At 51.5% G+C, this 16,636-nt stretch carries 15 protein-coding genes; 4 read left to right on the forward strand and 11 right to left on the reverse strand.

Features of this window, described 5'->3' with window-relative positions; translation table 11 throughout:
* Positions 1-7 precede the first annotated feature (7 nt).
* From C5S61_RS08795 to C5S61_RS08810, 4 genes are all read right to left on the reverse strand, one after another.
* Complete coding sequence (locus C5S61_RS08795) at positions 8-385, reverse strand: hypothetical protein (protein ID WP_124033411.1); 378 nt, start codon at positions 383-385, stop codon at positions 8-10.
* Between the two features lie 65 nt (positions 386-450).
* Complete coding sequence (locus tag C5S61_RS08800) at positions 451-1,620, reverse strand: WXG100 family type VII secretion target (RefSeq protein ID WP_110514689.1); 1,170 nt, start codon at positions 1,618-1,620, stop codon at positions 451-453.
* 188 nt (positions 1,621-1,808) lie between these two features.
* A complete protein-coding gene (locus C5S61_RS08805) occupies positions 1,809-2,912 on the reverse strand; it encodes an ABC transporter ATP-binding protein (protein ID WP_110514690.1) in 1,104 nt (367 codons plus the stop codon).
* Positions 2,893-3,825, reverse strand: coding sequence for a LacI family DNA-binding transcriptional regulator (locus tag C5S61_RS08810; RefSeq protein ID WP_164689297.1), 933 nt, complete (start codon positions 3,823-3,825; stop codon positions 2,893-2,895). Before C5S61_RS08810 ends, C5S61_RS08805 begins: the two co-directional genes overlap by 20 nt.
* A gap of 84 nt (positions 3,826-3,909) precedes the next feature.
* Between C5S61_RS08810 and C5S61_RS08815 the strand changes: the two genes are divergently transcribed.
* The 3 genes from C5S61_RS08815 to C5S61_RS08825 all read left to right on the forward strand — a co-directional run bounded on the left by C5S61_RS08815 (position 3,910) and on the right by C5S61_RS08825 (position 7,143).
* Positions 3,910-4,851 carry a PAS domain-containing protein gene (locus C5S61_RS08815; RefSeq protein WP_110514692.1) on the forward strand — a complete coding sequence of 314 codons (942 nt, stop codon included), beginning with the start codon at positions 3,910-3,912 and terminating at the stop codon, positions 4,849-4,851.
* A gap of 582 nt (positions 4,852-5,433) precedes the next feature.
* The gene (locus C5S61_RS08820; protein WP_110514693.1) at positions 5,434-6,234 is read left to right on the forward strand and encodes an alpha/beta hydrolase; all 801 of its coding nucleotides are present in this window, start codon (positions 5,434-5,436) and stop codon (positions 6,232-6,234) included.
* Positions 6,235-6,360: 126 nt separating this feature from the next.
* Positions 6,361-7,143, forward strand: coding sequence for a GNAT family N-acetyltransferase (locus C5S61_RS08825; RefSeq protein ID WP_110514694.1), 783 nt, complete (start codon positions 6,361-6,363; stop codon positions 7,141-7,143).
* Here the strand turns inward: C5S61_RS08825 and C5S61_RS08830 are convergent.
* The 7 genes from C5S61_RS08830 to C5S61_RS08860 form a co-directional block, all read right to left on the reverse strand.
* Positions 7,140-7,682 (reverse strand): redoxin domain-containing protein, encoded by a 543-nt coding sequence (locus tag C5S61_RS08830; protein WP_110514695.1) that lies wholly within the window; start codon positions 7,680-7,682, stop codon positions 7,140-7,142. The genes C5S61_RS08825 and C5S61_RS08830 overlap by 4 nt on opposite strands.
* A 73-nt stretch (positions 7,683-7,755) precedes the next feature.
* Positions 7,756-8,310 carry an AhpC/TSA family protein gene (locus C5S61_RS08835; RefSeq protein ID WP_110514696.1) on the reverse strand — a complete coding sequence of 185 codons (555 nt, stop codon included), beginning with the start codon at positions 8,308-8,310 and terminating at the stop codon, positions 7,756-7,758.
* 81 nt (positions 8,311-8,391) lie between these two features.
* The gene (locus tag C5S61_RS08840) at positions 8,392-8,676 is read right to left on the reverse strand and encodes a hypothetical protein (protein ID WP_110514697.1); all 285 of its coding nucleotides are present in this window, start codon (positions 8,674-8,676) and stop codon (positions 8,392-8,394) included.
* A gap of 14 nt (positions 8,677-8,690) precedes the next feature.
* Positions 8,691-10,205: a hypothetical protein gene (locus C5S61_RS08845; protein ID WP_124033412.1), complete on the reverse strand. Its 1,515-nt coding sequence runs from the start codon at positions 10,203-10,205 to the stop codon at positions 8,691-8,693.
* Between the two features lie 154 nt (positions 10,206-10,359).
* The gene (locus tag C5S61_RS08850) at positions 10,360-10,617 is read right to left on the reverse strand and encodes a hypothetical protein (protein ID WP_110514699.1); all 258 of its coding nucleotides are present in this window, start codon (positions 10,615-10,617) and stop codon (positions 10,360-10,362) included.
* The gene (locus C5S61_RS27075; protein WP_205701377.1) at positions 10,604-12,991 is read right to left on the reverse strand and encodes a pseudouridine synthase; all 2,388 of its coding nucleotides are present in this window, start codon (positions 12,989-12,991) and stop codon (positions 10,604-10,606) included. Before C5S61_RS27075 ends, C5S61_RS08850 begins: the two co-directional genes overlap by 14 nt.
* 266 nt (positions 12,992-13,257) lie before the next feature.
* Positions 13,258-15,195, reverse strand: coding sequence for an LVIVD repeat-containing protein (locus C5S61_RS08860; RefSeq protein ID WP_110514700.1), 1,938 nt, complete (start codon positions 15,193-15,195; stop codon positions 13,258-13,260).
* A 362-nt stretch (positions 15,196-15,557) separates the two neighbouring features.
* Between C5S61_RS08860 and C5S61_RS08865 the strand changes: the two genes are divergently transcribed.
* Positions 15,558-16,634, forward strand: a complete 1,077-nt coding sequence (locus C5S61_RS08865) for a GNAT family N-acetyltransferase (RefSeq protein ID WP_110514701.1) — start codon at positions 15,558-15,560, stop codon at positions 16,632-16,634.
* The last annotated feature ends 2 nt before the right edge of the window (positions 16,635-16,636 follow it).

Consider the following 16,636-nt stretch of genomic DNA (forward strand, 5'->3'; position numbering starts at 1 on the left):
GCTGAAATTAATCGGCTAATTTACCAAAGACCATATAACTGCTATTCGATCCAGGCATGCCATTCGATGAACCTTTATGCAGTTCAATTACCTCATAGCGGCCATCGGCCTCGAAAATGCTGCCCTCGTGGACTAGAATGTTTGGTGCGCGATACTCAGGATCAGTTTGCAACCGATCGGCAATACTAATTCTGGCTACGAGGCCTTCTTGCTGGACTCCATTGGTATCGGTATAGGTACTATTGCTAACCCCAAGTAAACCAACTGCAAATTGATGGTTGAGGGTTTGCACGACCCCATGGTTAACGTTTTGAATCTGGATGAAACGCGTTGCTTGGGCGGTCATGGTTGCTTGCTCCTGTTGGGCATTACTGCACCCAGTCATAAGAAAGATCAAAAAAATACTCAATATTCGTTTGTAAAGCATACGCTTTGCCCTCAAGAAAAATACTATTTAAGTGGATTAGTCACTGTATGATTATAATATTTATTGAAATCCTCTAGGCTCATTGGTTGCGGAGCACTACCCGTGCCCCAAGGATTTCGCAAATAGATTAAGCCCTTTTCGACATCAACTTTTTCCACCGAATAAGCGTGATTTGCAACAACATTGTCGGGCCAAGTTGTTGTATCTTCAAACCAACCTTCAGTGCGGGTCGCAACTGTAACGCTATCACCGTTGCTAAGGCGGGTATTTAGGTCTTGTAAGACAGTTTTAGTCTGCTCAGGAGTTGAGGCTGTAGTGCTGATTTCAGTTGGAGCCTTGCCCGTTAATAATTCAACGGCATCGCCAGGCCAGCCACCTTCAATCTCTTCATAGCTATTTTCTGTATGTTGGGCATAGGCTTTTTCTAAGATCATTGGCCATAATTCATCAGGAGTACTGCCATGCTGGGCATATGCTAGATTATTGGTGCTATTACCGCTCGAATCTTCTTTGACTGGAAAATCAGAATCAACAGTTACTTTAACTGGTTTGCCATCTTCATAAAAGGTAACCGTATAAGTACCATCGCCATTATCAGCAATAGCATTTTTGATCAAATCGGGGTTTTGCTGAGCCACAGAGGCTAGTGCCGCCATAAAGTAACAATCACCAAGATAGCCTTGAGTAACATCGCCTGCACTAATGCCATCGGTAGTAATGTTGCCTTTAAAAGTTTTATAGCGTGGTTCGTATTCATATTTATCAGTGAAGAAGCCAAAGACAGTCCTATCGCGGCTAGAGTCATGCAATTCGGTAACTGCTGGATCGCCGCCTGGGGGAGTGCTAAACACCCCTTTGCCGCGTTGTTTACTTGCCAGCACCCCATCCTGTGAGTGGTGAAATAAGCGTGCTGCTTCCTCTTCGTGGGTTTTGAAGAGTTTACCAATTTCTATGGTTACTGATTGCTGGGTCTCAAAAACTTGAATTAAGCGTTGAAGTGTTGGGGCAATTTCGGTTTCAAACTCTTTAAAGAATGCTTGGGCTGCTTGGCCTTGCCAAGCACCATTTTGAAGCGTCGCTAAAGTTTGCTTGAGCGATTGGTGCATGGTTTGGACTGCTTGGGCCTGTTTTTGGAAGCGTTGCGCAACCTGTGCCAGTACGTCGTACTGCACTTCTACAAGTGGTGCGGTCATTCTGTTCTACCTCATTCTGTGGGGAGAAAATGCTCTCGATAAATCTCTAGCTAATTAATTCATCTCTATTAATTGGCTGAGTCCATCATAGTAAACAGAAAAATGCTTGTCAAGGGTGAATTTAAACGCAAATCAGCGCAGCATGCTGCATGCTGCGCTGATGTTTTAGGCTTTGCCAAAGCCTAGGTTTAGATTAAAGCTTTTTCGGTGGCGATGTCGAAGATATGCATTTTTTCCATATCGTAGACTGCGCGAATTGGCTGGCCTGGGCGGGCTGAAGTCCGTGGGTCGAAACGCCCAATGATCGAGTGTTGGCCGCTTTGCAGGTAGGCGTAGATTTCGCTCCCCATCGGTTCGGTCACATCGACGGTGGTTTCGACGACTGCATCGCCATTAATGCCTGGTGGCAAGAGCGCTGCATCGTGCACGTCTTCTGGGCGCACGCCAAGCTCAACTTCTTTGCCAACATACGATTCGATGTGGGCGCGGCGGCTGTTGGGAATTGGCACTGCGAAGCTGCCACCATCGAAGAACAAGCGGCCATCGCCTTTGGTCAAGGTACCTTTGATGAAGTTCATCGAAGGCGAACCAATGAAGCCTGCCACAAATTTGTTCACTGGATGATCGTACAAGGTTTGCGGGCTATCGAGTTGTTGCAACAAGCCATCACGCATCACCGCAATCCGCGAACCCATGGTCATGGCTTCGGTTTGGTCGTGGGTCACGTAGATGAAGGTGGTTTTGAGCCGTTGGTGCAGCTTGCTGATTTCAGCCCGCGTTTGCACCCGCAACTTAGCATCCAAGTTCGAGAGTGGTTCGTCCATCAAGAAGACGGCTGGGTCGCGGACGATGGCACGGCCCAAGGCAACCCGCTGGCGTTGACCACCAGAAAGTTGGCGTGGCTTGCGATCAAGCAAGTGGCCGATCGCCATCATTTCGGCAGCTTCTTCGACGCGGCGCTTAATTTCGGGTTTGGGCACTTTGCGCAGCTTCAAACCAAAGGCCATGTTATCAAACACGGTCATGTGGGGATACAACGCATAGCTTTGGAACACCATCGCAATATCGCGATCTTTGGGCGCAACATTGTTGACCACGCGATCCCCGATCATAATTTGGCCGCCGGTAATTTCTTCGAGGCCAGCCAAACAGCGCAACGCGGTTGATTTACCACAGCCTGAAGGGCCAACCAGCACCAAAAATTCTTGGTCGGGAATATCAATGTTGAGATCTTTGAGCACATGCACGTCGCCAAAGACTTTATCAACGTGATCAAACGTAATTGAAGCCATCGAGATCCTCCTTGAAACCTAATGAACCAATGACCAAGCTTGGGTTAAGCCATGTGCGGTGAGCAATGGCTGCTCCATCAAGCTGTTGTAGGAGTTTGCGAACCAAGGTGTGCGCCCAGAGCTCAGTTGGCCAGCGAAAGCCAGAGATGCCGCGTTGGCTGCTGCTATGGCTTACAATCACTGGCACTTTGGCGTGATCAACCATCACAACCCCGGTTGCTAATTGGTGACCACAGACAATCAAGCCATCGTAGTCGTTTTCGCTGGCGGCAAGGGTTTCGTAGGCCGCTACGCCATCGTGAAAACGATTCGCTGCTGGCTCAACCACTAAACCTGGGTCAAAGCCAAGGCCAGCTCGCCGTAACGCTCGCCGATAGCCAAGATACCAACGTGCAGAGCCTGGAATGCTACGCGGTAGCGTAATCAGGCCAATGCGCCGCATGCCCGAATGGGTTAGGGTTTCGACCGCGCGCTGCGCTGCAAAGGCTGCATCACACAAGACGGCTGGTTGATCAAACGGCGGCGCGAGTGCCCATACTTGGGGCAATTGTGGGTCGAGCGGCGTACCAAAGCTAATCCAACCATCAGCCAAATCTCCGCGGGCTTGACTATCTGCTGGTTGCAGTAGCAGACTATAGCCGGCGCTCGTCGCAGCATTGGTTGCTTCGAGCAGCCACGTCGCTAAATCAACTTCACATAAAAGATTGGCTTGTGGTAGGAGCACACCGATGGTTAAGGTGCGTTGACGTTGTAGATTGCGGCCTTGACGATGAGGTTGATAGCCGAGCTTTGTGACTGCGGCTAGCACTTTGTTGCGCGTGGCTTCGCTGACCGGCATGCTGTCGTTCAAGACATACGATACCGTGGCAAATGAAACCCCTGCTAATTGCGCAACATCCTTAATCGTTGCCATCGTTGGCCTCATCTATTTAAACGTTTAAATGAAGTATACTGTACTTGTTTGAGCTTGACAAGTTTGCTTAATCAGGGAGTGTCTATGGCGCTTGGGCAACAACTGGTGCATCCCGATTGTCTGGCGTTTGTTGGGGTCGTTGAAGAATTGTTAGTGCGTCGTCAGCAAGGCAACGTGCCGCACAATCATTGGCAACACGACGATCCATGGGGGCCGCGCAGCTGGAATCGCACCGAACTCGAAGATATGGTTTATAGCAGCTACAAACAGATGCGCAAAGGCCGCATTACTCGCCCGCCTCGTCGCGAGGTGGTGATGGATATTGGCGATTATCTGAATTGTACAATCGAGGAGCGCAATCGCTTATTGATTGCCGCCGATAGCTCGCCAATTATGCCCTATCTGACCGGCGCTGATCTCAGCCCAATTCTTGAAATTACGATTGAAATTGTGCAGCAGCTGAGCATGCCAGCGTTTGTGATCAATCGCGATTGGCAGATGCACTATTTCAATCAGCATTTACTCAATTTATTTGGCATAACTCCCGCAATGCTGGCGGCGATTGATCCAACCCAGTTGAATGTTTTGGGCCTGTTATGCGACCCCACCTTGCCGCTCTACCAGCAGTTGATTCAGAATCGGCCTTCGTGGCAGCATATGCTGCGCAAAACGATCTACGGCTTTAAACAGGCCAATCTGTTGTGCCAATATGAGCCATGGTATCAACAATTGGTTGCGCGGTTGTTGCAATTGCCCGAATTTGCCAGCCACTGGTCAACAGTCAGCCTTGATAAACCAATTGTGCCCCCAAGCGGCGGCTTTGAATCGCCAACGATTGTGCTTGAGGCGCTGATTCCGCATACCCAGCCAACGCCCAAGCGGGCATGGTTGCGACCCTTATTGATGTCAGCGGGCTATTTTCAATTTGATTTTCCGCAGATTGTGGCCTTTTTGCCAGCCAACGCCGAGAGCCAAGCAATTTATGCAGAAATTGGCGTGCCACTTGGCCTCAACCACAGTAACTAACTGTAAAGGATGAGGGATGAAGGATGAGGGATGAAGCCGAGGGATCAGGGGTTAGGGGCAAGGGGGCAGCGTAACGTCAAAAGTCAGAAGGCAATAGCCAATAGCCTATAGCTGTACTGGTTCATCACGTTAACCAGTGTCTGATCCCCTCACCCCCAACCCCTCTCCCGTGCGCGGGCGAGGGGCTTTCACCGTGTGGTTCTGCCGCAATGTATGCAAAAAAAGAGTCGACTCCCCTCGCCCGCGTCTAGTGGGAGAGGGGCTGGGGGTGAGGGCATGTTCCTCGTTGCCAATCCAATTAACCAGTACATATAGCCAATAGCCTTCGTGTGCTTCGCGGTTCCGATCCTTCGTGCCCTTCGTGGATCAATTCATTAACACAGCGGCGCAGCGAAAGTATGAGGGATGAGGGATGAAGTCAATAGCCAATCGCCAAATACCTCAAAGCGCTTATGTTTTATGCTCTCTGTTCTATGTTCTTTAACATAGGCGCAAAGGACATTTTGTCCCTTGAGGCTCAGCTAGAATCCATTCAGTTATCGCGCTGCGACCAATGTCGCCTATCGAAATGGATGGATATTTATGGCAAAGCCAACGATTGTGTTGATTCACGGTTTATTTGTTAGCAAGCACTCATGGCAACCATGGGTCGACCACTACCAAGCCAAGGGCTATACGGTCTTAACGCCTGCTTGGCCAGGCCGCGATCAGAGCGTGGCAGAATTGCAGCAACGCGCCAACGACCCTAGCTTGGCAAAGCACGATTTGCGCGAAAGTATTGATTTTCATGCGCAATTTGTGCAAAATCTGTCCGAAAAACCAATTGTCATCGGCCATTCGATGGGCGGCTTGATTACCCAAATTTTGGCCAATCGCCAATTAATTAGGGCTGGCGTGGCGATCGATTCTGCACCGCCGCAGGGCGTGATTAGCACCAAATGGTCGTTTATCAAATCGGCCTTGCCGATGATCAACCCATTGCGTTCAGCAAGCAAGCCCTACTCGATGCCATTCGCGCATTTTCAATACACTTTTGTTAATGGCATGCCCTTGGCCGAACAACAAGCAATTTATCAAAGCCAAGTTGTGCCCGAATCGCTGAAGAATTTGCGTCAATCGTTGACCAGCGTGAGCAAGGTTGATTTTAATGCCGACCATGCGCCGCTGCTGTTGATTGCTGGCGAAATCGACCATATTATTCCAGCCTCGCTGAATTACAGTAATTATCGCAAATATCGCCACAGCCCAAGTTTGACCGATTTTAAGCAATTTGCTGGGCGCAACCACTACATTGTGGGCCAGCCAAACTGGCAAGAAGTCGCCGATTATGCGCTCGATTGGGTTGAAACCAAAGCCTTGGTTCAGCAAGCGGTTGCCCAATAACCAACAGGCAAGCATGGGTTGATGTAGCAATCCATTTAGCTGCTTCTGCTGAAACAAAGAGCAAAGTTCAATCGCAAAGACATAATGGTGGTAAGCTAAGGGTTAATCAATCGAGATGAGGTTGCGATGATTGAACAACGACCCTTAGCCGAACTTGCCAACGATCGTCGTTTTCCGCCTGATCCCCAATTTGGCTTGGTGTATGCCGCGCTTGCTGCTGGCAATTCGCAAGGCAGCTATTGGCATTCCGCAACGTGGAGCAGTTGTTGGGATCAAGCTAACAATGTGCTGTATTTGGCTGGCGATCGTTCGCTCGATCACGCTGAATTCAAGCAACACTGGCTGCAAACAGTTGTCCCAGCCATGCCAGCTCGCCATGTGATTAAGCTGCGTTTGCTGCGCAATAGCCAGCTTGAATTGAGCGATTTGCTGAGCCCCTACCAAGCCCAGCCAAGCAGCAGCTATTTCTTTAGCGATCACGCGCAAGCACTTGCCACTAATCCTTTGGCGAGCCAATTTGTGCTGCGCCAGCTTGATGCTGAACTCTTGCAACTGCCAAGTGCTCAGCCAATTATCCAAGAAATTAGCTGGATGTGGCCGAGCCTTGAGCGTTTTCTGAGCCATGGCTTGGGCTTGGCAATTTGCGTTGACCAAACAATTGTTGCTTGGTGTACTGCCGAATATCTGAGCGCTAACCGCTGTGGTTTAGGCATCGAAACCTTGGAAGCCTACCAAAAACAAGGCTTGGGCTTTCATTTGGCAACCGCCATGCTTGCTGCCTGCCGTGAGCGTGGGCTGCAAGCCCATTGGGAATGTTCGAGCAAAAATCTTGCTTCGTATCGCCTAGCCCAAAAGCTTGGTTTGCAGCAACAACCTGGCTTAATTAGCTATGGCTTGGTTTGGCTTTAGCTAGCCTTTGGCAAAGCCTGCAAGACGCTTGACCATTCTGGGTAGCGATAAATTGGGTTGGCGACATGGTGATAGACGACTTCGCCTGCCCGATTGATCGCGACTGTGCCGCCGAGTCGACGCATTGAGCCAGAGCCATTCAACAACTCCATGCCGCCAACTAACAGCCGAGCTTGCCGAATCAGCACTTGTGGCGAGAGCACTTCAAACCACGAACCTTCGCCAATATCGAAATAATCGTACACCTGCAAGCTTTGGTCGATATAAATTGGGAAGGGAATGTTATACATCGAACGGAAACGCGAAACTAATTCGGCGTTGCCCATCATCAGCACCGCAATTTGCCAACCAGCCTTTTCGAAGGCTTCAGCATGATCACGCAGTTTTAATAAGGTTTGGCGGCAAATGCCACAGCCAATATTGCGCATAAAAAAGACCAAAACCGGCTTTTCGTGCCAGAGCGTTTCGAACTCTACCCGTTCGCCTGCTTCATTTAAAATCCATAAATCGACGATTGAATTTGTTGCTATTGCTGTCATAATCGAATCCTAGTGCTCCACATATTCACTATCTTGTTCTACGTGTAGCGAGCTGTAAAAGGATGTATGCAGCTTAAGCAGCCCGTTGTTGTGGTTGTTCCAACAGGTGCAAAACGTCTTCCCAAGGCGGGTAGCGGTGAATTGGGTTGGCAACGTGATGAAAGGCAATTTCTGCTTGTGGATTGAGCAGCACGATTCCGCCAAGGCGGCGAATTGATTCAGCGGCGAGATTGACTGATGAAGGAATGCCTTTGAAGGCCAGCAGCATTTGGCGCGCTAAAACATGTGGCCCGGCGACCGTCCAGAGCGAGCCTTGGCCAATTTCAAACGCCTCGTAGACCTGTTGCTTCGGATCGGAATAGACGGCAAATGGCAGTTGGTTGAGTTGGCGAAAGCCTTTGGCCATTGCTGCATCGCCCATTGTAATAATCGCAATCTCGCAATCTGCTTGAGCAAAGCGTTGTTGATAGTCGCGCAAACGATAGAGCTGTTGGCGGCAGAGGCCACAGCCAAGATGGCGCATCAGCATTAACAAAATTGAACGGTTCTGATAGTGTTGCAGCAAATCTACCTGCTGATCAGTTTCATCAACGACCAACAAACTGCGCCCGACCTGTTGTCCTAGCATAAGCCACCCAATTCTTGCTAAAAAGAAAACTGCATCGACCTCTATTCGTTGAAACGCAGCAAGGCAGATGCAGTTTTGCGCTTAGTTATTGGATGGTGATTCGTTTTGCAGCCGTTGTTCGGCGATTTTGCGCAGCCCGCTTGCTGCCCGCCAAATAACCGCCAATAAAGCAATTGTGATCAGCAACCAGATGGCCCAAATCACCAAACCATAATTACTTTGGCCTGCGGTAAAAGCCAATAATGGCAAAACACACATTGTTGGCGAAAAAAGCATTGCCAAAGCAATCGAACGGCGCAATTTGCGCTCTTCGGGAGTTAAGTTGGCACGATTTAGCGAACGTGGCTGCTGATCAGACGATTGCATGCGATTTCCTTATACTAATTGGTTGCAGGACAGCTCACTGGCTGATTGGATGGTTGGGCAGCTTGGGTTGTGCGCTTGAAAATTAAGCTTTGTTGATCGGCGTAAACCTCTTGCCAAGCGGCGTTAGCTTGCACAGCACTCACCAGATCTTTGCCGATTTCGCGATCAACCATAATTGTATCCATCGCATATTTGGCTAAAAGGCGTTCCCAATCATCACCTGCCATAATGCATTTATATTCATTCCATTGGGCAATTGGGTATAACTCAACCCGTGTATCAACAAACACCGGCAATTGTTCGCCAGCCTTCCAAATTAAATAGCTGCTATAGCGCATTTCATGATAATAGGCTTGGCTTGGCGGGTTCGTTTGGAGAAAGGCTACTGCTTCAATTGGCGTTGCTGCGGTGGCTAATTCGGCATGAGGCAAATCGCCGCTTGCGCCATTTAATGCAGCAGGCATTGGCAGCCAAATCCGAATGATTGGCTGAACCAGCAAGCCAACGACAGCAAGCGCCATAGTTAACAAGGCAATAGCTTTGGGTGCAGGAGGATTGCGCTTGATCAATTTCAAGCGTCCGCGCTGGACCAAGGCTTCGGCAATAATTGGGCCTGCTACCATGCCAAACCACAGTTGATAGCGAATGCCAGTCAAGGTTAATCCAATCATTGTGCCGATGATCAACAGATCAGCGCTCCGCATTTTTTTCCAAACCACCAAGATCATGATCACAGCAATAAAGACTACTAAAAGCAAGAGCTGAGAAACAGGGTTGCTCAGGGTGGCTAAAGGCGAAGCCCATTCGCTGATAAGTTCTTGGCTCGATGGATCGGTTAGCAGTTTCCAGACATAGACTAAAACGCCCCAGCCTTGCGGATTGATCAGGGTTGCTGCAATCATTGCTGCAAAGGCCAGCCAAAGTGCCCGCATTGTCGCGTAAATTGGCGCTTCAGGATGATCGCGCCGCCGATCGATGATTGCGCCAACTGCTGCTGCGCCAACAAGAATCGGCCCAAGCGTAAAAGCGCCATGCAGGTTGACCCATGCTACTTCAATGATTGGCAGGAGCCATAAGGCTTTGGTCGACCAGCGTTCGGTGGCAACTTCGCTGACAATCACAAATGTTGCGGCAAAAAGCAACCAAGAAAACATCTGGGGCCGAACATTCCAATTATTGAATGCGACGATCACCATAAATACCAAGCCAAGCATGGCGGCGCGACCATTGCCTTTTGCTCGGCGCAGGCTGTGCCAGAGTAATAATCCGTAGGTCGCAATTAATAACATATTGCGCAATTGTAAAATTGCCACCAATCCACCAAGCTGATATGTCCACGAGAACATAACTTCAGCCAACCAGCTTTGATAGAAAAATGGTGTGTTGGCTTGGGTTGCAGAAAAAAGCCCAACCTCGGGAATCGTGCCTGTTTCACGAATGAGATCGCCAATTTTGAGATGCCACCAGAAATCTTCTGGATTGACTAGCCATAAACTGCCGCCAGCCATCGCTAGAGCGAAAAAGAGCAATGGCCACCAATAAGCTGAAGACCAAGATATGCGTCGGATAGGTTGCTCCTTCCTCTAAGGATGCTGAATGCTGGCTGAATTTTAGCATAGTTTATTAAATGCCAAACACTGCTTGAAGCTCAAGCAGTGTTTGGGGTTGTGGGCTACTGATGAATTAAGCTTGGAGACTGGCTGCCAATTGATCGAATAGCACGTCTTGGCGTGCTAATTCAGTTCGCAGTTGAATTTCGGCTTGGGCGGTTTGCAATGCGCGTTCGCGGGCTTGACGGGCCAATTCTGGCTCATCACAGCGTTTTGCGAGCGCAATTCGTTCAAGCCAACGTTGCGATTCAGCGGCGTAGCGCTGTGCTTGTCGCCGTGTGCGATCGCGCTCAACTGCTAATTGCAGATAGGCCTGTTTAAGCTTGTTCATCACCGCCTGCCTTTTTCAAACGCCGAACGACGCGCATGCGGCGTGCTGGTTGAGCCGATTGTTCAGTGCTTGGCGCTGGCGTAGGTGCTGGGTTATTTCGCGCAGTAATTGGCCCACGATCAGCGATATTTTCGCGTGGCGCTTGATCGCGACGTGGTGCTTGATCGCGGCGAGGTGCCGAGCGATCATCGAAGCCACGGCGGTCATCACGGCCACGGTTATCAAAGCCACGGCGATCATCGCGGCCACGATTATCGAAGCCACGGCGTTCGAACGAGCCTTGATTATTTGAGCGCCGGCCACCACCGAAGGTATTTTTAGGCCGATCATCGCCACGATGTGCACGATCAAGGGCTAAGCCGCGCTCGCCACGTGGTCGATCATCGAAAAATTCTTCACGCCGATTTGTGCGATCAAAGCCACTTGCATCACGACGTGGGCCGCGTTCGCCAAAGCCGCCACCTTCACGGCGTGGGCCGCGTTCGCCAAAACCGCCACCTTCACGACGTGGGCCGCGTTCGCCAAAGCCGCCACCTTCGCGACGTGGGCCGCGTTCGCCAAAGCCGCCACCTTCGCGACGTGGGCCGCGTTCGCCGAAACCGCCACCTTCACGGCGTGGGCCGCGTTCGCCGAAACCGCCACCTTCACGGCGTGGGCCGCGTTCGCCAAAACCACCACCTTCGCGACGAGGGCCGCGTTCGCCAAAACCACCACCTTCGCGACGAGGGCCGCGTTCGCCAAAGCCGCCGCCTTCGCGGCGTGGACCGCGTTCGCCAAAACCGCCGCCTTCGCGGCGTGGACCGCGTTCGCCAAAACCGCCGCCTTCACGGCGTGGACCGCGTTCGCCAAAACCGCCGCCTTCACGGCGTGGGCCGCGTTCGCCAAAGCCGCCGCCTTCGCGGCGTGGGCCGCGTTCGCCAAAGCCGCCACCTTCGCGGCGTGGACCACGGTCACCAAAGCCGCCACCTTCGCGGCGTGGACCACGGTCACCGAAGTCGCCGCCTTCACGACGAGGGCCACGGTCACCGAAGTCGCCGCCTTCACGACGAGGGCCACGGTCGCTAAATCCATCTTCGCGGCGCGGGCCACGGTCGCCGAAGTCGCCACCATCACGGCGCGGGCCACGGTCACCAAAATCGCCACCTTCACGACGAGGGCCACGGTCGCTGAATCCACCTTCGCGGCGAGGACCACGGTCACCGAAGTCGCCGCCTTCACGACGAGGGCCACGGTCGCTGAATCCACCTTCGCGACGAGGGCCACGGTCGCTGAAGCCACCATCACGGCGCGGGCCACGGTCGCTAGGGCTGCCACCATCACGGCGGGGGCCACGGTCGCTGAATCCGCCTTCACGGCGCGGGCCACGGTCGCTAGGGCTGCCACCATCACGGCGGGGGCCACGGTCGCTAAATCCACCTTCGCGGCGAGGTTCTGGGCGACGGCTTGGGCGATCGGTGTTAGCGCGTTCTTCTTCGATTGAGAAATCTTCAAATGACATTGTATTTTCCTGTGAAGTAAAGTGAGGCGCTCGTTGTAAGCGCGGTTCAACATCAGCCCGACGTTCTACCAACTGTCCAGACCGATCAATGCGGCGAACTTGGCGGCGCTGTTTGCCACCCTCGGCGTTCTCTTGTGGGCGGACTGGAGTCCAAGCTTTGCTTTGCTTGCCGTGCATGCGCAAGCGATCGATTTCGGTTGGCGTTAATGCACGCCATTCACCTGGTTTTAATTCGCCTAAAGTTAGTGGGCCTTCGCGCAAGCGGATCAAGCGGCGTACTTCGAGGCCAATTGCTTCGGCCACGCGGCGAATTTGGCGGTTGCGGCCTTCGTGAATAACCACCCGAACCCATGTCCCATCGGGTGTTTCATTCAACATTTCGATCCAAGCGGGTGCGGTTTTGCCATCGTCGAGCTCAACCCCATTGCGCCACTCGCGCAACTGCTCAACTGATGGAGTCTGATTCAACAAGGCCTGATATTCTTTTTCGACTTCAAACGATGGGTGGGTCAAACGAAAGGTCAGATCGCCATCATCGGTCATCAACAATAGCCCTTCGCTATCGTAATCGAGGCGGCCTACCGGAAATAAACGATTGTGTGATTTAACCAAATCGGCGACTGTTTGGCGGCCTTCAGGGTCACTGAGCGTGGTCATGACGCTGCTTGGTTTGTTCAATAAGACGTAATGAAGCTCGGTTGGCGGGGTAATTCGTTCGCCATCAACTCGAATGTCATCTTTATCGGGGTCGATCTGGGTTCCTAATTCGCGTTGAACGCGCCCATTAACCGATACGCGTCCAGCCAACATCAAATCTTCGCAAGCTCGACGTGAATCTACGCCGGCCCGCGCCAAAAACTTATGTAAACGTTCCATTATTACTCCACAGGTCGTGGTTCTTACTGTTGGGGTCGTCAGTGCATGCTTGAATGATCGGGAGTACAGCGGACATCCGAACGATAATACGTGCATCAAGCGACGAGGTTCTTCACAGTGGCAGTGCCTCCTAACGGCACCTTTGGGCCATTATAACATAGCTTTGGGCAAAATACGCAAGTTTTTTGTTAAATGCTTAAAATAAGCAACTGTTGGCCCAATCTCTAGCAGATTGCGCGCCAACAGTTGCTTATTCACGTGCTCATTTAATTTTTGCTTACAACGGGCAGAAACAGTTGATGTTGTTCACGAATCACAAACATGCCACCACCATGATAGCTCAGCGCCACAATTGCATCTGCATGCAACGCTGGCAGAATCCACGAATCGCGGGCGAGCAGCAGATTGGCAACAATTTGAGGGTTGCTTGGCTGGTGAATATCGATTTGCTGAATGCCACCATCCACGCCAATATAAAGCTTATCATCGGCGACAACGACCCCATCAACCAAGCCACTTTCTAAACGACTGACTGAGGTTGGCGCGCTTGAGTCGCTAATATCGACAATTTCGAGGCCTGCGGTGGTTGCTACAAAGGCAAGGTCATCCTGAATTGCCACATCCATCGCAAACCAGGTATCGGCATATTGGCCGAGCATTTGAATATTGTCTGGGTTGCGCACATCAAGAATCCGCAAACCGCCCTCGTTATCGGCCACATACAGGGTTTGATCCACCACGGCGAGTTGGGCAACTTTGCTGGTGTAAAACTGGCTGTGTTCAACTGGATTAGCCAAATCGCTCAGATCGAAAATTCGTACGCTGCCACCAACGCCTTGATCGTTGATCGATTCGCCAACATAGACCATTGGGCCGTTGACCGCGATTGCTGCCGGAAAGCCAGCAGTCGCGAAGAAACTAACTTGGGTTGGTTCAGTCGGGTCGCTGACATCAATCACATAAATGCCATGACTCCAATCGACCATATAGACCAGCGAGCCTTGGACGGCAATATCGCTGACTGCATTACGCTCGGTTGTGAGGTCGAAGCGCCCAACGACTGTTGGTTGGTTGGGGTTGCGCAAATCGACAATACACAAACCGCGACCCCAATCGGCAACATAGGCATAATCGCCGACAACTTGCAAGGCCACATTTTCCTTACAACCTGGGGTTTCGCTGTGGGTAAGCCGGGTGGGCGCTTGGCGATTGCTCCAATCGAACACATTGAGTTGCCCAGAACGGGTCAGCACATAGCCACGCTGCTGCTTGGCAATCAAGTTGGTTGGCCAGCCAAGAATCGTTTCGTTGCTGGCGGCGATTTCGGTCGGCGTAAGTGGGTTGGTGATGTCCCAGGTGTGTAAGGCTAAATCCAAGCCAATCATGGCGAGAGTATTATCGCTTACCGCGAGTTGCAGGCCAGCAACATCATCGGTTTGGTTGATGATGCTGGGGTTGCTCGCATCGCGAATATCAACCACCCGCAAGCCTAGTTGGGTGTTGACATAGGCAATATCGTTGGCAATTTCAATATCTAAAATATCGCCCAGTGTGGTTGAACTCTTGAGCGTTGGGGTCATTGGCTCGCTCAAATCGAGAATATCGAGGCTATCGAAGCCTGCAAGCCACGATTGAACGTTCAAAAATGCCTGATTGCCTTGGATGGTCACGTTGGCAATCCCATACTGATTTAATTGATTGACCAGCTGTGGTTGGCGCGGATTGGTCAGATCAAAAACCTTCAAGCCATCATCAACTTGCACATAGACATAATGTTGATAGCTGAAAACCGTCATGGCCGATAGTTCAAGCTGATAAAAGCTGACCAAGGTTGGGGTGAGCGGCGTGGCTAATGAAAATGTTGCTAAGCCATGCTCGCGGCCATAGCCCAAGGCAGCGTATAAATACCCATCGCCAAGCGCTAAATCTTGCACCGTGGCTGGTAAGATGGCGCTTTGATTGTGCAGGCTTGGCTGATCGGGGTTGCTAAGATCATAGGTGGCAATTCGGGGGCCGATGCCAACATAGGCTGCGTTGGCGGCAACGACCATGGTGGAGCTATCGCCGCCAATTTGGCCAGTAATTGCCAATTGGCTTGGGCTAGGCTGTGGGCTTTGGGCGGCCAGCGGAGTGGCATGATGGCTGGCAATAGCTCCAACGACAAGCGCAAGGAGCAGGCTACAACGAAGCAAACGATGAACCACTAATACCTCCAAAGGCAGTATGTCCCGAATACTGCAGCAAAAATTTGGGCCTAGTGCTGGCCACGATCAACCATCATCCTCCCTCGTTGCACCCATAACATGAGCAAATCGAAGGCATATCAATAAAATCGCATATGCCTATGCAGGAATAACGTCAATGATTGAAATAAGTTCCCCTCACGCTAACCACTCGTTCTTGCGCAATTTGCGGTGAAACACAGATGCTCCCCCTCGCCCGCGTTCAGTGGGAGAGGAGGTTGGGGGGGTGAGGGAACGATGCGCTATCGGCTGTAGTGGACAAGCAGCGAGGGCTAGAGTATGATGCGACCTACATACGGGCTATCGAGCTTGGAGGGTCGCTGATGTACGAAGAAGTTGCGCGGATTGCTCTGGGTGCAGGAACTGAGGCAGTCCTCTCGCGCATCCAACCGCTTGCTTCTGAATTTGCCCAACCGCTTGAGGAGCTTTATCACCGATGGGGTGAAGATCCGGCGGTAGCATGGCGCTGGTCATTTGATATGCACCTGCGGCTTGTTGGGCTGCGCTTTAGCCAAGATGTTTGGTATTTGGCCCAAGTGCAGGGACGGCCTGTCAGCGCTATGCTGCTGTGTCGTTCAAAATTCTGTCCACAATTGGGGTCGATTCATCGGGTGTATACAGCTGAGCCGTATCGTCGCCGTGGCTTGGCTAGTAAGTTGTTGAAGTTGGCGATTAACGATTTTGAGGCGAGTGGCGGTCAAGCGCTCATTATTAGCACTGAACATAATGATAGTGCCATGTCGTTCTATGAGCAGTATCATTTTGTGACGATTAATGAGAGCGAAAGTAGCCGCACAGGCAATCGAATTGCATGGCGCATTAGCGATGGCGATTCGCCCGAAAACTTCCTCAAGCATTTATTTGCGCCCAGTACCGCTGTCTTTATGCGATCATCGGATCGGGCCGATGTGCCATTGTTATTGTCGTTGTTCAATGCGCCAGATAATCGGATTGTGCGCCATTATGGCTTGCAAATGTTGGGCGATGCCAACATTGGAGCCGACGATTTCTTCCCAGCCTTCGAGCAGCAAGAGGGCGATGTGGCGGTATTAACGGGCCTGACCGCAGCCAGCGGGGCGATTGTTGGCTGGGGCAGCATTATGCCACCAGTTTATCCATGGCCAAACCCTTATTACCAGCAACATCAGCTTTTGGTCGATTGTTATTTGGCAGCAGGCCATATGGATCAAGCGCCGATTTTGTTGAATGAAATGCTGCGCCAATTACCAGCGAACCATTTTGCCAACCAGTTGCTTGGACATGTGCCGCTTGATCATCCGGCGTTGCCTGCGGCCTACGAGCAAGCAGGTTTCGAGCGAGTTGGCTTTATTCCCAAGGCCTATATCGATCCGCGCAATAATCAGGGCACTGATATCGCGCTCTATCTCCGCGAGCGATAATT

Origin of the sequence: Herpetosiphon llansteffanensis (assembly GCF_003205875.1) — a bacterium.
Lineage (GTDB): Bacteria > Chloroflexota > Chloroflexia > Chloroflexales > Herpetosiphonaceae > Herpetosiphon > Herpetosiphon llansteffanensis.

Bases quoted from the DNA above. Each gene is read 5' to 3' on its own strand.
- C5S61_RS08840 (WP_110514697.1), bottom strand. From the start codon at position 8,676: ATGCAATCGTCTGATCAGCAGCCACGTTCGCTAAATCGTGCCAACTTA.
- C5S61_RS08805 (WP_110514690.1), bottom strand. From the start codon at position 2,912: ATGGCTTCAATTACGTTTGATCACGTTGATAAAGTCTTTGGCGACGTG.
- C5S61_RS08810 (WP_164689297.1), bottom strand. From the start codon at position 3,825: ATGGCAACGATTAAGGATGTTGCGCAATTAGCAGGGGTTTCATTTGCC.
- C5S61_RS08815 (WP_110514692.1), top strand. From the start codon at position 3,910: ATGGCGCTTGGGCAACAACTGGTGCATCCCGATTGTCTGGCGTTTGTT.
- C5S61_RS08865 (WP_110514701.1), top strand. From the start codon at position 15,558: ATGTACGAAGAAGTTGCGCGGATTGCTCTGGGTGCAGGAACTGAGGCA.
- C5S61_RS08835 (WP_110514696.1), bottom strand. From the start codon at position 8,310: ATGCTAGGACAACAGGTCGGGCGCAGTTTGTTGGTCGTTGATGAAACT.
- C5S61_RS08820 (WP_110514693.1), top strand. From the start codon at position 5,434: ATGGCAAAGCCAACGATTGTGTTGATTCACGGTTTATTTGTTAGCAAG.
- C5S61_RS08800 (WP_110514689.1), bottom strand. From the start codon at position 1,620: ATGACCGCACCACTTGTAGAAGTGCAGTACGACGTACTGGCACAGGTT.
- C5S61_RS08795 (WP_124033411.1), bottom strand. From the start codon at position 385: ATGACTGGGTGCAGTAATGCCCAACAGGAGCAAGCAACCATGACCGCC.
- C5S61_RS08825 (WP_110514694.1), top strand. From the start codon at position 6,361: ATGATTGAACAACGACCCTTAGCCGAACTTGCCAACGATCGTCGTTTT.
- C5S61_RS27075 (WP_205701377.1), bottom strand. From the start codon at position 12,991: ATGGAACGTTTACATAAGTTTTTGGCGCGGGCCGGCGTAGATTCACGT.
- C5S61_RS08850 (WP_110514699.1), bottom strand. From the start codon at position 10,617: ATGAACAAGCTTAAACAGGCCTATCTGCAATTAGCAGTTGAGCGCGAT.
- C5S61_RS08830 (WP_110514695.1), bottom strand. From the start codon at position 7,682: ATGACAGCAATAGCAACAAATTCAATCGTCGATTTATGGATTTTAAAT.